Origin of the sequence: Halorarum salinum (genome assembly GCF_013402875.1) — an archaeon.
In the GTDB taxonomy this organism is placed as follows: Archaea; Halobacteriota; Halobacteria; order Halobacteriales; family Haloferacaceae; genus Halorarum; species Halorarum salinum.
The window spans coordinates 2,194,730-2,207,985 of record NZ_CP058579.1 but is presented as its reverse complement, the minus strand read 5'-3'; the positions used below and the strand labels follow the sequence as shown (position 1 = coordinate 2,207,985).

The window sequence follows — 13,256 nt, the reverse complement described above, 5'->3', positions numbered from 1 at the left end:
GAGCTTCAAAGCAGCAGCTGATAGATGCCGGAACTCCAGAGCGCATCCACCGGCGTCTAGAGACGAGGGTGTGCCTCGCGGCGTCGTCGAGACTGACGAGCACGCCAACGAACGGACTGAGCGAAATGTTTCTCGTTGGAGAGCTCACAGGCCTGCAAACGAGCCGGAAACTGCTTGTCAAGACACCGTAGTTAGGTTCGCAGACCTACCTAACAGTTGTTCCACCACTTGGAGAGTGAAACGAATACCACGAGTTTGCTGAATATATCCTCTGTATCTCGCACACCGGCTCTATCAGTTTCAGAGGATTTCAACAGAGCCTAATATCTGAGTCTGAAGGCCAAATTGATTGTATTCTTACGTGTGTGGACAACGGTATTCCTCTTGCTCTGAGCCCTCTTCTAATACCGACCAGAGCTTGGAAGCACTACTGAATAGAATAGGCGTGTTTTCAACTACTGATATCCGCCCCATGGATCCGCCAGGCGAGAGGACACCTACCGCAGCTCGGATACACTGTTCACGATACCACTTTGTGTTGTTGTGGTAGATGCCACTTCCAGGAAGTGGCGAGAACAGGCGATGAGGCGATATGCTTTCGAGGTGCCCGTTACTTCGACGGCCGCTGCACTTCGGCCCGATCGTCGCCTTCGGTCGCGAGAAAGAGAAGTTCGTCGCCGTCCTCGAGCTCCCATTCGTGCGCCAGCGGTGCCGGGACGGTCACCGTGATGGACCCGTTCTTTTGTTGGGTAGTCCGGGTGTCCGCGAAGCGGCCCTTGATTCCGACCATGACCCGTTTACAATGAGATTGGTTAAAAAGTACACCGAACGAGATACGTTCTCCTCTGAAATAGAGATGAATCCGCCCTGAATCTCCCCGTTTTTACCCCTGAAACTCCGTAATTTCCGCTGTTATAGGGCCTCTGCCGCAGGTTCGGGACCAACGGCCGTCGGTGTGGTCGCTCCACATCGGGGCCGGGATACCGACCATGATCCGAAACAGCGGGCCACGCGGCCCGAAACCCTCCTTTTCGGAGGGAGACGACCGACGAGGAACAGACACACCACCACCGGCCGAGCGCGCCCGCTGTCGGTACGTTACGCCGGCCGGGCGCTGTGGCGATGCAGCCACGATCTACCGGCTGGGTGGGGTCGCCGTGGGGCTATGCGTCGAGCACCTCCCAGCGGTACTCGATGAGAACGACCTGGACGCAAGGGCAGCCGCATGAATCGTTCCGAGCGAGTCGTCCACCTTGCCGGCTACGGCACGATCGCGACCGTGCTCGCTTCGGCGACTTGGAGCGGCCCGATCGGCGCGGCCGCCGGCGCCACCTTCGGCCTGGCGACGCTCACGTATCTCGGGAACGTCGCGTTCGACGTCCTCGCCAGCCGACTCCGGCGTGAAGCCGAGGACGCGGTCGCCGAGAAGGGGACCACCCCGACACCGGCGACGGACGGTGGCGGCGAAATCGTCCCGGCGACGCCCGTGAAGGTCCTCGAGTCAGCCGACCGCTACGGTGGCCTCGAGCACGTCCGCGAGGACCGGGTCCGCGAGGCGCTGGAGAGTGCAGCAGCCACGGGTGGCGACCGGAACCGCTGCAACACCTAATTCAATCAATGAAACTCACCAGAACACGCTTCGCCGCGTTCGCGATGGTCCTGCTCCTCGTGAGCTCGGCGGGCATCGCTGCAGCGGCCACCCTCGGGGCGAACCCCGAGGCCGACCAGTACCCCGAAACGAAGATCGTCGAAGACGAGCTGACCGTCGAGAGCCACGACCGCACCGAGATGGGGTGGCTCGAGTACGAGAACGACAACGGCGAGGTGACCGACCTGAACGCCACCGTGAACGGCACGGAGGGTGACATCAACGTCGCGTACCGCGCCGACCTGATCGACGCCGACGCGCTGGGGAGGTACCCGCGCGTCGACGGCGAGGAAAACAACTCGGTCACCTGGCTCGACACGACCAACTGGACCGAGAGCGGCGCGACCGTCAGCGACACCGACGGCGCGACCGGCTCCGGCGTCGACTCCATCGAAGTGACCGCCGACGTCACCGACGGCTCGAGCAGCCACGCCGCGTACGCTGAGGGCTCGCTCACCGACGACGTCGAGAAGCGGTACCTCCAGTTCGTCGTGAACGTCGACGAGCTCACCGCGGGCTCCGAGGTCGCCATCCAGGTCCGTGACGACGACGGCGACTACGTCGAAGCGGTCGCCAACTCCTCGCGAGACGGCACGGCCGACGACGTGTTCGCGAACAGCACGGCCTCGGGCGTCATCTACCAGGAGCAGCTCGGGCAGCTCCCGGTCGAGGGCTCGGGTGACGGCTCGCTCGACGCCGTCGAGGAGGTCCGCGTGGTCGTCCGCGACGGCGACGCGACGGTCACCATGACCGGCCTGAACGTCGAGAAGAAGTCCCAGTGGGACTTCGGCGACGAGCGGGTCCTGGACACCTCGACCGACGAGGACGACGACTACACGGACGTGAAGGTCACCGAGCGCCCGGAGGGCGGCGTCATCGAAGCGTCGAGCCTGCAGGGCATGGGCGACACGTTCACCGACGCGACGATCCACAAGCTCGTCTACTACAACGTCGAGTACCGGATGCAGGACTCGCCGGGGACGACGAGCATCCTGTTCCCGGAGGCCGACGCGTACCCGAACTTCCCGTACCTCTGGGACTCCTCGACGCGCCTGAGCGTGCCTACGGCGTACGACCTCACCCACGGCAACCTCGAGCTCACGACCGAGCAGACGTTCCTCGGTGAGCGGTACGTCCAGCTCCGCTACGCGGAGGGCGTCGGCGACACGGACGCGGAGAACGTCTCCGACGACGAGTGGATCGACCTCTCCGACTCGCTCGGCGAGAAGAACACCACGATCGCCGTCGACGACACGGTCCAACCCGACTCGACGTACGTGGTGGAGACCGAGGTCAAACTGGTCGAGAGCCAGTACAACGCGCTGCAGCCCGTCGCGGGCGGCACGGGCGGGTTCTGGGGCGACTCGGCGGGCAGGAGTCCGTTCCACAGCCTGTACAACTGGCTGGCGGGCGGCGTGGTCGGCCTCATGACGATGCTCGGACTCGGCCGCTTCGTGGGGAAGTAACCGATGAGCTCGAGTGGACCGCGACTCGACCAGGCGCGGACGTACATCACGTTCTCGCGGGACCTGGGCGGGTTCGCTGAAACGTTCGTCGCCGGCGTCGGCGGGCTGGCAGCGGCCGCGTTCACCATCCTCATCGGCCTGGGGGAGGCGTTCGCGAATCTCATCATCTCGCCGACGGACGCGTTCACGAACGTCACCGTGCTGCTCATCGACGCCGGGTTCGGCGCCCCCGCTCGGTTCTTGCAATCGGTGTGGAACACCGCGGCGGTCGCGGTCGGGCTCGACCCGTGGATGCAGCTCGGGCCGTTCATCGCCGTCCTGGGTGCCATCGTGGTGGTGCTGTTCATGCTCATCATCGTGTGGTACCTGGACGCGATGGACTTCGACACGTTCACCGGGCTCGACCTGCCGTTCATCGAGCTCGACACGGGCGGCGACCTGGAGGACGAGAACGACTGACCATGAGCTCTGGACCGAACCTCGACACCGGCGGCGGCGGCAGCGTTCCCCTCGAGGAGGAGTTCGTCGACGGCGGCGAGATCCTCATCGGCAAGCTCGTCGGGACGCTCCTGGGCGCGGGGTGGCTCGTGCTCATGTCGGGGTGGATCGCCATCCTCGAGGCGTACGTCCTCATCCATCTCGAGGCGCTCGGCGCCGTCGAGCGCATGTACGTCAACATCATCACGGCCATCGGTGGGGGCGGCGCGGAGACGCTCCGCCTCTCCTGGGCCGCCGGCTTTGAGGCCGCCGTGGAGGCGAGTCCGGTGTTCGCTCCGGTGTTCTTCTCGCTCGAGGTCGTGTTCGCGACGGCGCTGCTCATCTGGGCCCGCCGGAGGTTCGCATGAGCACGAACCCGGACGGACTGACCGTCCGCGGCGTGAGCTGGTCCGACGTTCGGACGGTCCAGGCGCTCGCGCCGGTCGTCTCGACGCTGCTCACCATCGCGAGCAACCCCGAGCAGTGGGTCCGGGTCATCATCGCCGAGTGGGTCGTCGGGGGCATCCTCGACGCGGCCGCGTACGTCCTCGGCTGGGCCATCTACGCGTTCACGACCGTCCGGAACGTCATGCTCGACGTCGCCGGGCCGATCGCGACGCCGTACACCATCGTCGAGAGTGCGGCCGTCGGCGGCATCGAAACGCTGTACGCGGGCATCCAGGGCTCGCTCGAGGCGCTCGGCATCGCGGCCCCGATCGCGGCCGCGTTCACGGTGGCGCTCCTGGTCACCATCCTGGCGGTGACCGCGTTCGCCATCCTCTACCTCATCCCGGGAAGCGACGCCGCCGAAGGCGCGCTGGAGGCGCTCAGATGAGCCTCCGCGACGCCGCCGGCCCGCTCGTCGCCGCCCTGGGGAACCTGTTCGCGTGGGTCGCGAGCAGCGAGGAGATTTGGTTCAGCGTGGTCGCGACGTACATCCGGTTCATCGCCCCGGAGACGGCGCTGCCGGACCTCCGCGGGCCGTTCCTGTTCCTCACGCTGTGTTACCTGGGACTCCGGCTCGCGGACCTCTGGGACGCCAAAGACGAGGTGGACGACACACTATGATACATCACGAAACCGAGAGGACCGACCGAGAACAGACACCGCCGCCGGAGGGCCTTACATGCCCGTAAACCCGGTGACCTGGGCGACGAGCCACCCGGCGCTCGTGCTGACGGGCGTCCTGGGGCTGGTCGCGCTCGCCTGGGCGTACGAGTCCTACCAGGAGGCGAACGACCGCCGCGAGGCCCTCGCGGGCTTCGGCGGCCGGGCGAAGCGCGGGACGGGCGGCGCGCTGAACATCGTGCTCGTGAGCGTGGTCGCGCTCGTCGGCTGGGCCGCGACGACCTTCCAGACGGCGGGCGAGGCGATCGGCTTCGTGCTCACGCTGGCGCCCGAAGTGCCGGTACTGACGGCCACGGCGATGACGATCGGGCTGGGGGCGCTCGGGCTCTCGGACCTCATCATCCTGGAGTGGTGGCACTTCGTGCTCCTCACGACCGTGCTCGTCGTCCTGGCGGTCGCGTACCGGGCCGACTTCCGGACGGGGGGACTCCCGTGAGGCGGTCCGCCGTGCTCCTGGCGCTCGTCGTGCTCGTGGTCGCCGGAGCCGTCGCGCCCGCGGTTGCACAGAATGACGACGGGGGCGCGGCGGCCCGCAACCTCACGCTCGAGGAGCTCACGCCGGGCGGCGAGAAACCGGCGAACGCGCCCGACTCCATTCGGCAGAACGGCCAGTACGGCGAGTTCGCGGTAAAGACGCTCCCGACGGGCCTGCTCGTCGACGAGGCCGAGGACAGCAACTCCTGGCGGTACATGCAACCGGGCGAGACGGTCAAACGGAACCACCTGCAGCTCTGGTCGAAGCGCGCCTACGGCGTTCCCGAGGAGGACTACGTCGTCGAGGTCGCTCACTACCAGGTCGGGCAGAAAACGGTGACCCACGAGGACGGCACCACCTCCCAGCAGCGGGCCGCGGTGAACGTCACCACCTACTCGCGCTCGGTGACGTTCGCGGGCGGCTACGACTACGCGGAGATCGACCTCCGCGAGCACTACGACGACCGGGTCCGGACCGTGATGTGCGTCCGCGGACCGACCGACCCCAGCTGTCTCCGGAACCCGACCGACACGCGCTGGACGTTCTACCACGCCTCGAGTCAGGCGACGCTCCCAGTCGAGACGAACAGCGCGGGCGCCCGCCTCGGCTGGGGGATGCTCTCGCTGCTCTTCCCGTTCTTCATCTCGACGGTGTTCACGCTCTACGGCGGCCGGAAAGCGGTCGAGAAGGCCAAAGCCGGCCCGCAAATATCGGCCATCTGGTGGGTCCTCACGGCGGTCGTGGGGATGTTCTTCGTCGTCCTCGCGTGGGACTGGATGTCGGCGACGCTCATCCGCGCGCCGTATCTGGTCTCGGCGGCCGGCGGCATCCTGCTCGGCGTCATCGCGGTCGAGTGGTTCGGGCGCACCACGTACGGCGCCGGGTTCCTGCAGTTCCAACTCGCGGACGGGTTCGACCCGACGGACCCGGACGCCGTCGAGGAGGCTGCCAAAGAGGCCGAGGAGGCCGAGGAGGCCGAGGAGGACGGCGACCCGAAGGACGCCCCCGGAGTGTTGAAAGCCCGGTTCAACGTGGCGAAGTTCGCTCGCGGGGACACCGGCGAGCGGTCGGCCATCCGGAAGGGCATCCGGCGGTTCTGGGCGCGGGCCCGGGGCGCGACGTCGGACCTCGAGGTCGAGGGCAACATGCAGACGCGGATCGAGGTGGACGGCCCGATCGAGGAGCTCTACCTCCTCGACCCGGAGGACGAGGCGCCGCTGGACTACCAGCCCGAGCACCACGCGCTCGAGTGGCCCGACCTCATCACGTACGACGAGGAGGGCAACCGCCAGCTCCACCCGGTTCCGTACATCGCCGGCATCGCCGCGCTCGGCTTCTCGTACGGCATCGGGAGCCTCGCGGCGGGAACGGGCCTGCTGGGCCTGCTCGTCGGGAGCGTGCTGCTGTTCGCGTTCAAGATCGCCCAGCCGCGTGACGGCAAGCTCCACGCGAACCTCGCACCCATCCATTACCACCACGCCGTCGGGTCGATGCTGACGCACGCTCGCGGCCTGGCGGACGCCAAATCCTGGGACGACTGGTTCCGGAACTACACGGAGAGCGAGGCCGAGTCGCACGCCGATCGGCGCGACCTCCTGGACGACCGGAGCGAGTCGCAGATGGGCAAGCTGTTCGACCGCTACGTGGGGACGGGGACCGACGAGGCACCCGTCAGGAACGGCCACAGCGGCCGCGAGGACGGCGAGGAGGCGCCCGCGGATGACTGAGTCGGAGGTCCGGGTCGTCCAGGGCCTCGAGGCCGGCATGGACGCGCTCGCGGACATGCTGGACGACGCCCCCGCTGAGAGCGCCGAGGACGCCCGTGGCGGCGTCGCGTTCGATGCCGAGGCCATCCGGACCCACGTCCACGAGACGCTCACGAGCGCCGGCGTGGACGCCCCGACGCGGCCCGCCTCGGCGAAGCTCGTCCACGACCAGGCGGACCTCCTCGTCGACGTCCTCGAGGGCTTCCCCGATCGGCGGGCGCTGCTCGAGTGGCAGCAGGACCTCGTCATCCAGACGGTCGGCCAGCTCGAGGACGCCTGGTATTCGCGGACGGCGGCCGACTCCCCGACGGTCTCCGCGCTGCTCGGGCGGCCCTGGGGGACGGTCGAGGAGATGCCGGCCGAGCTCGCGCTCGAGGTCCGGCGGGGCATGGTCGCCAAAGACCTCCTGCCGGCGTTCCACGCGGCTCACGAGGTCGCGCGCTGGGCCGCGGTCGAGCGCGTCGACCACCTCGACGACGATCGGGACGGCGACGACGTCGACCCGATCGACCCGCTCGACCAACAGTACCCGCTCATGCGGCCCGCCTTTGGGGAACTGGACGGGCAACAGGCGGCCGCGCTGGGCGAGCTCCTCGAGGGCTTCGCGGGCTCCGAGGCGCTGCTCGCGTGGTCGCTTCGGGTCGTCGGTGCCTCGTACGCGAACATCGACCGAGAGACGGTCACGGCGCCGTACTTCGAGCGGCCGCTCCGGCGCCGGCTCATCGGCACGGACCCCACTCCCGAGGACATGTTCGTCCGGGAGGGCTGGGCGGCCGAGTACCTCCTGCCGGCGTTCAATCGCGCGGCTGACGCGCTGGGGAAGCGGGCGAGCGAGGTCACGGCCGCGCGCGGGTTCCGTGGCGAGACCGGCACCGGCTCTATCACATAACTATCATGAGCGAATCTGACACCATCAACCGGCGGCCCGAGACGGCCGCTCACGACGCGCACAGTATGCTCGAGGTCGTCCAGGACCCCGAGCTCCTGAAAGCCCGCCTCGAGGGCGCGACCGCCCCGGGGCTCGACGAGACGCGACAGCTGACGGGCGAGAAGAACCGGCACACGGTCGGCGAGAACATGCGGCGGGCGTTCGGCTTCCGGTGCTGGTCGAACGTCCTCGCGGACCTCGAGCGGATGGACCACCCCGCCATCGAAGGCGGGAGCCATCCCATCATCCACCACCCGCGGGCGTTCCTGGACCACCTGGTTCATCTCGACGACCTGGACAAGCTCCGGATCGAACACGACGACCTCACCGACCTCCCGCGGGAGCGCCGGGCGCTGTTCCGGTGGCTCGCCGAGCGGCCCGACGTCGTCCAGGACCTCCGGATCGGCGGCACCGACTGGGGCGCGTTCGGCCCGAAAGGCTCGGGAAAGTCGACGATGGCCATCGCGCTCGCGGTCATTCGGAACCTCGAGGTGAACCCGGACGCGGTCGTGTGGCGCGGCTCGTCGGCGCGGGCCGAGTGGCTCCCGCTGCGGGCCTGGACGCGACTGTGCCTCCCCGCGGACCTCGAGGTCGAGGCGCTCCTGGAGCCGCCGAGCGACGACATGGACGCCATCCCGGTCGACCTCGAGCGCATGGTTCACGAGGTCGTCCGGTACTCGTCGATTCGCGAGCTGAACCACGAGGTGCTCCGGGAGGGCATGTTCCACGTGGTGTACCCGGACCCCCGGTTCAGGGGCGCCACCCAGGCGTTCCGGGAGGCCGACGAGATTCAGGAGGTCGGCCACACGAGCGCCTGGGACGTCGCGGCCGACGAGGAGCTCGGGCCGGAGGACGTTACCCCGTCCGAGATGTGGTGGTTCGCGTACGTCGTCGACAAGATCGACAACGGCCCGCCTATCTGGGTCTCGCTGCTCGCCGACGAGATCGGGAACTGGATGCCCGAGCACGCGAGCAACGACTACCACCGGCTCCACGACCGCATCTCGGCCGTCCGAGACAAGTACGTCGACGCCCGGCGGAACAAGTTCTCGCTGTACGGCATCGGCCACGACCCCGAGGACCTCCACAACCTCATGCGGAAGAAGCAGCGGTGGCGAATCACGCTCGCCGGCGCCGACAACCCGACGGGGAAGACCGTCGGGATGGGCGACGCGCCGATGGCGCGGAACTATACCCAGGGAATGCGGCTCGGCCAGGCGCTTTCGTGGAACAGTCAGAACTTCGCGGAGTTCTCCTGGAGCGACGTCCCGGCAGAGTTCAAAGTACCCGGCCAGTTACACATCCGGTTCCCCGAGGTCCAGGAGGTGCTCGGCGCGTGAGCTCGTCGACGACCTCGAGCGCCCCGATCGGGGCGACCCCCCGGAAATGGACGGCCGGGGGTGTCGCTGGAAAGGATACCGCTCAGACCGGCCGGATTTGGCCGGGTTGGCCGTTCTGTGAGCCGCTGACAGACAATTCGTCGACGAACGCGCTCCCAGGCCATACGCGCCCGCGCGGGGAAAAGGGAATACAGTCAACCCCCCACCCCTCGGTTCGGGAGGTGGCGCGATGAGCGCGCGGCTCCGGCAGTTCGCGACGATCGTGGTGGCGCTGCTCCTGGTCGGCGCGCCGATCGGGCCGGCCGCGCTCGTCGACACGGCGGCCGCGTCGACGGCGCCGCCGGACGGGTTCGTGACGCTCCCGGACAGTAACGTCCACGAGGACCTCCCGGTCGGCGAGAACGCCTCGCTCCGCGCGAGCGACCTCGAGGGCTCGGTGATGGCCTCCGACCACGCCTCGAGCCTCGAGGTCGTGGTGACGACGCCCGATCGGGCGACCGACTACACGAACGGGTCGGTCGTCGGCAGCGGGAGCGTCGCGCTCGTCTTCCGGGACGACACCGAGCACGAGGGGCGCGAGGTCGCGGTGCCGGCGGACGCCATCCGTGACTCGGTCGGCTACCTGCCGAAAGTCGTCCACGGCGTCCACGAGGACGGGACCGAATGGACCTCCCAGGTAGAGGCGCGGAACGGGCTGCTCATCTTCGAGATTCCGAAGTTCAGTTCAAATACGGTGACGTTCGAGGGCGAGACGGTCATCGAGGCCACACCGGCACAGGACGGCTCGAGCTACTCGTACGACCTCGGCAACCCCGAGGCGGTGACCGCGCCGAACGTGACGTTCACGGGCTCGACCGCAACCGAGTGGGATAACGAGTCCGTGGCGGACGTGGCCGACGGCGGTACCGTGTCGATCGACGTGGCGGGGGATCTTGACCCGACCGGCCCCGCAAACGGCGACCCCGAGGTGACGCTGACGGCGTCGGTCCCGTCGTCCACCTACAATCCGGTGGACGACGACGGTTCGGGCGACGCGGGCGACAATGCGGACCTTGCGGGCGACACCGGGGACGGCGCACTAAATCCCGAGTTGAAAGTCGTTCCGACGTCCTCGGGCGAGTTAGACTCGCTAACGGTTAATATCGAGTCGACGGCCGGGGCGGATTACGGGCCGACGGTGGACGTGTATCTCGTGAACGAGGGGCCCGACTGGACATCCCGGGAGGGGGACAAAATCGCGACGTGGTCTCCGGAGTGGTCGACCGGCGAGCAAGAGATACAACTTGATTCGTCCCCGTCGGTTGTGGCGGGAGAGACGTATGCGCTGGAGTTTGTGACCGATTCGACCGACGGTGACGGGAGTGAGGACTTGGTCAGGATCGCGACGGATACGTCCGCGTCGGATGACTGGATAACTACGAACGACGGGAGCGGGCCCCTTGGCCTGTCTGCATATCCCGATGTGTCGCTCGGCATCGCGAAACCCGTCAACTCCGCGACAGTCACCGACCCGGCGACGGGGTCGTCGGCAGAGTTCGGGTCGCTCGAGGACGGTGAGACGGCCTCGGGCGCGCTCGACCTGTCGACGTCGTCGGACTCGCTCGACGTGGCCGTCTCGGGCGGCGGGACGGTGGACGTCGACGTGGCGCTCCAGGAGCACACCGAGACGCGGGACCCGGCCGTTTCCATCAACAACGAGACACTGTCGCACTCGGGGACGCTCGCGGAGGGGGAGTCCGTGACCTACACGGGGGATGAGTCGTGGCTCCAGGACGGGACGAACACCGTCACCGTCCAAGTGGGCGACGACACCCTTTCGGCGGACGCCCCTACCCCCCAGGTCGACCTGCAATACTCGCACTCCTCGCAGGTGGAGGCGACCACTCAATACGCTGCAAACGGCTGGGAGGAGTCCTATGACGTCTCACACACGTTCGCCGACGACCGAGAGACACCGACGCTCACCATCCCATTCAGCACGCACATCTACGAGATTCGGGAGGTCGAGACCAGTGTGAACGGGGGGAGCTGGGAGTCGGTCTCGAGCGACCGCTGGGAGCTGCAGAACGGGACCACGCTCCTGGTCGAGCTCGACGATGGCGACGGCGATGGCAAAGTGGACGCGGGAGACACAGTCGCCGTCCACGCCTCGGGCTACAAGATCGACGTCCGGAACGGCGACCTCACCGTGCTCGACCCGACGACGCCGGACGACTCGACGCTCGACTCCGAGGTCCGGCTCGACTTCCGCACGACCGGCTTTGAGATCGGGGTCGCGGGGACGTGGCTGGGCGACCGCGTCCACTACACGTACGAGGAGAGCTGGAGCGAGGCCGACGAGTACGTGGTCATCGACGCCGACGGTGACCAGGACCTCCACCTCCCGAACGCCCAGGAGGGCGACACGTTCCGCGTCACGACCATCCCGCTCGAGGCCGAGCCCAGCTCGGGCGACGTCTCGGTGCACGTCGCCAACCCGGACGACCCGACGTTCACCCTCGGGCCCGGCGAAGTGAGCTCGAGCGACGACGTCCTCCTCCGCTACTACGGGGCCACCTCCGGCGAGTCGTACGAGCTCTATTCGGTCTCGCGGGGCCGCGTCCTCGAGAAAAGCGACGCGGACGCCGAGGCCGTCGAGTTCAGCGCGACCGACGGCGAGGAGACGTTCCGCATCCGCGGGGCGACCAGCGACGACAGTAGTGGCGGCGGCACGGGCATCGGCGGAGGCGGCTCGTGGACCCAGAACCCGCCCGAGACGACGCTCCGGGATGCGGGGATCGTCGGTGGCTGGGTCCTCCTGGTCGTGCTCCTGGTCGCCGCCACGGGCCGCTCGAGCGTCCGGGGCCGGCCGCGCTGGATGCTCGTCGGTGCGGTGAGCGCCGGGTCGGCGCTGCTCTCGATCGAAGTGCTCCGGCCCGGGTCGGTCTCGGGCGCGGTCGCCGGGGGCGTCGAGGAGATCGTGCCGCTCGGCGGCCTGGTCGCGTTCGGTATCGCGGGCTACTCGGTGTTCTCGTGGTGGCAGTCGCGCCGCGAGGAGGCCGCCACGCCCGAGACCGAAGTGACGTTCGACCTCGGGGGACGGCGATGAGCCTCCTCGAGCTCGTCGCCGAGGTCGCGACCGCCATGCTCGAGGCGCTCGACTCGGCGATCGCGGCCCTCGAGGAGGACGACGAGGGCGACTGGAACCCCCCGCCGCTCTCGGCACACGACAAGGCGGCGCGGACGTGGCCGACCGAGGACCGTCGCGAGCGGCGTCCTGGGTGGCCGCCGTTCCTGGGTCACCCCGTCCCGATCGGAGGGGACGCGGCGTGATTCGCGACCTCCTCGCCCAGGCGCTCGCGATGCTCGGGCTCCAGGGCGTGAGCGTGGCCGTGGTCGCGCTCCTGCTCGCGTTCCTCCTATACGCCCAGAAGGCAAGCACGGTCGGGGGCATGGCCGTCTCGGCAGGCGCGCGGGCCACGCACGACCTGCAGGTGGCCGCTGGCGTCCTCCTGCTGGCGCTGCTGGTCGGCATCGTGAACTGGGACGGGAGTCGCACACAAGAGCTGTGGCAGGCTACCCAGGCAGTCGAGTGGCGGGCGCTGCTCGACGGAGTGCTCCCGTGACGCTGTCCATCTCCCGGCGGGAGGCGCGCCTCCGGCGCCGGGCGGCCACCGCGGTCTCGCTGGTCGTGTTCCTGGGCTACTTCTTGAGCGCCTGGGTGGTCGTGTTCACGCTCGCGGGGATGCTGCTCCTCGAGTCGGCCCAGCTGGAGGGCGCCCGCGGGAGCCTGCTATTCATCGTCTCGGGCGTCCCGGCGGGCCTGCTCGGCCACTACCACGGGCTCGCGGTTGCGGACGCCTGGGCGGCCGTGGTCGAGCCGACCGAGGAGCTCGTCGAGGACGTCGACGAGCGGGGGGTCGAGGCGTGACGGCCCTCGAATCACTTGCGTTGGTGTTCTGGGTCATCGCGATCGGCACCTTCCTCCTCGACCGCTACGTGCACCGGCTCCCGACGGGCCTGCGGGTGTGGATCGGTGACCTCGACTC

15 protein-coding genes are annotated in these 13,256 nt (G+C 68.3%); 14 read left to right on the top strand and 1 reads right to left on the bottom strand.

What is annotated here, in order from left to right:
- Positions 1-610: 610 nt before the first annotated feature.
- A complete protein-coding gene (locus HUG12_RS10865; protein WP_179268789.1) occupies positions 611-790 on the bottom strand; it encodes a hypothetical protein in 180 nt (59 codons plus the stop codon).
- Positions 791-1,225: 435 nt separating this feature from the next.
- On the opposite strand from HUG12_RS10865, the gene HUG12_RS10860 reads away from it, so the two are divergent.
- From HUG12_RS10860 to HUG12_RS10795, 14 genes are all read left to right on the top strand, one after another.
- Positions 1,226-1,609: a hypothetical protein gene (locus HUG12_RS10860; protein ID WP_179268788.1), complete on the top strand. Its 384-nt coding sequence runs from the start codon at positions 1,226-1,228 to the stop codon at positions 1,607-1,609.
- 8 nt (positions 1,610-1,617) lie between these two features.
- The gene (locus HUG12_RS10855) at positions 1,618-3,114 is read left to right on the top strand and encodes a hypothetical protein (RefSeq protein WP_179268787.1); all 1,497 of its coding nucleotides are present in this window, start codon (positions 1,618-1,620) and stop codon (positions 3,112-3,114) included.
- Positions 3,115-3,117: 3 nt separating this feature from the next.
- Positions 3,118-3,573 (top strand): hypothetical protein, encoded by a 456-nt coding sequence (locus HUG12_RS10850; protein ID WP_179268786.1) that lies wholly within the window; start codon positions 3,118-3,120, stop codon positions 3,571-3,573.
- A gap of 2 nt (positions 3,574-3,575) precedes the next feature.
- Positions 3,576-3,959 (top strand): hypothetical protein, encoded by a 384-nt coding sequence (locus tag HUG12_RS10845; RefSeq protein WP_179268785.1) that lies wholly within the window; start codon positions 3,576-3,578, stop codon positions 3,957-3,959.
- A complete protein-coding gene (locus HUG12_RS10840; RefSeq protein WP_179268784.1) occupies positions 3,956-4,426 on the top strand; it encodes a hypothetical protein in 471 nt (156 codons plus the stop codon). The genes HUG12_RS10845 and HUG12_RS10840 overlap by 4 nt, the downstream gene beginning before the upstream one ends.
- Positions 4,423-4,659, top strand: a complete 237-nt coding sequence (locus HUG12_RS10835) for a hypothetical protein (protein ID WP_179268783.1) — start codon at positions 4,423-4,425, stop codon at positions 4,657-4,659. Before HUG12_RS10840 ends, HUG12_RS10835 begins: the two co-directional genes overlap by 4 nt.
- Before the next feature lie 58 nt (positions 4,660-4,717).
- Positions 4,718-5,155, top strand: a complete 438-nt coding sequence (locus tag HUG12_RS10830) for a hypothetical protein (protein ID WP_179268782.1) — start codon at positions 4,718-4,720, stop codon at positions 5,153-5,155.
- A complete protein-coding gene (locus tag HUG12_RS10825; RefSeq protein WP_218836303.1) occupies positions 5,152-6,921 on the top strand; it encodes a hypothetical protein in 1,770 nt (589 codons plus the stop codon). Before HUG12_RS10830 ends, HUG12_RS10825 begins: the two co-directional genes overlap by 4 nt.
- Entirely contained in the window at positions 6,914-7,849 is a 936-nt protein-coding gene (locus tag HUG12_RS10820) for a hypothetical protein (protein WP_218836302.1), read from the top strand. Before HUG12_RS10825 ends, HUG12_RS10820 begins: the two co-directional genes overlap by 8 nt.
- Before the next feature lie 5 nt (positions 7,850-7,854).
- Complete coding sequence (locus HUG12_RS10815) at positions 7,855-9,228, top strand: hypothetical protein (protein ID WP_179268781.1); 1,374 nt, start codon at positions 7,855-7,857, stop codon at positions 9,226-9,228.
- Positions 9,229-9,457: 229 nt separating this feature from the next.
- Positions 9,458-12,316: a hypothetical protein gene (locus HUG12_RS10810; protein ID WP_179268780.1), complete on the top strand. Its 2,859-nt coding sequence runs from the start codon at positions 9,458-9,460 to the stop codon at positions 12,314-12,316.
- Positions 12,313-12,540: a hypothetical protein gene (locus HUG12_RS10805; protein ID WP_179268779.1), complete on the top strand. Its 228-nt coding sequence runs from the start codon at positions 12,313-12,315 to the stop codon at positions 12,538-12,540. The genes HUG12_RS10810 and HUG12_RS10805 overlap by 4 nt, the downstream gene beginning before the upstream one ends.
- Entirely contained in the window at positions 12,537-12,833 is a 297-nt protein-coding gene (locus HUG12_RS10800) for a hypothetical protein (RefSeq protein WP_218836301.1), read from the top strand. The genes HUG12_RS10805 and HUG12_RS10800 overlap by 4 nt, the downstream gene beginning before the upstream one ends.
- Positions 12,830-13,138 (top strand): hypothetical protein, encoded by a 309-nt coding sequence (locus HUG12_RS10795; protein WP_179268778.1) that lies wholly within the window; start codon positions 12,830-12,832, stop codon positions 13,136-13,138. Before HUG12_RS10800 ends, HUG12_RS10795 begins: the two co-directional genes overlap by 4 nt.
- Positions 13,139-13,256: the final 118 nt, after the last annotated feature.

Coding starts and splice junctions, on each gene's coding strand:
- HUG12_RS10865 (WP_179268789.1), bottom strand. CDS start 790: ATGGTCGGAATCAAGGGCCGCTTCGCGGACACCCGGACTACCCAACAA.
- HUG12_RS10860 (WP_179268788.1), top strand. CDS start 1,226: ATGAATCGTTCCGAGCGAGTCGTCCACCTTGCCGGCTACGGCACGATC.
- HUG12_RS10855 (WP_179268787.1), top strand. CDS start 1,618: ATGAAACTCACCAGAACACGCTTCGCCGCGTTCGCGATGGTCCTGCTC.
- HUG12_RS10850 (WP_179268786.1), top strand. CDS start 3,118: ATGAGCTCGAGTGGACCGCGACTCGACCAGGCGCGGACGTACATCACG.
- HUG12_RS10845 (WP_179268785.1), top strand. CDS start 3,576: ATGAGCTCTGGACCGAACCTCGACACCGGCGGCGGCGGCAGCGTTCCC.
- HUG12_RS10840 (WP_179268784.1), top strand. CDS start 3,956: ATGAGCACGAACCCGGACGGACTGACCGTCCGCGGCGTGAGCTGGTCC.
- HUG12_RS10835 (WP_179268783.1), top strand. CDS start 4,423: ATGAGCCTCCGCGACGCCGCCGGCCCGCTCGTCGCCGCCCTGGGGAAC.
- HUG12_RS10830 (WP_179268782.1), top strand. CDS start 4,718: ATGCCCGTAAACCCGGTGACCTGGGCGACGAGCCACCCGGCGCTCGTG.
- HUG12_RS10820 (WP_218836302.1), top strand. CDS start 6,914: ATGACTGAGTCGGAGGTCCGGGTCGTCCAGGGCCTCGAGGCCGGCATG.
- HUG12_RS10815 (WP_179268781.1), top strand. CDS start 7,855: ATGAGCGAATCTGACACCATCAACCGGCGGCCCGAGACGGCCGCTCAC.
- HUG12_RS10810 (WP_179268780.1), top strand. CDS start 9,458: ATGAGCGCGCGGCTCCGGCAGTTCGCGACGATCGTGGTGGCGCTGCTC.
- HUG12_RS10805 (WP_179268779.1), top strand. CDS start 12,313: ATGAGCCTCCTCGAGCTCGTCGCCGAGGTCGCGACCGCCATGCTCGAG.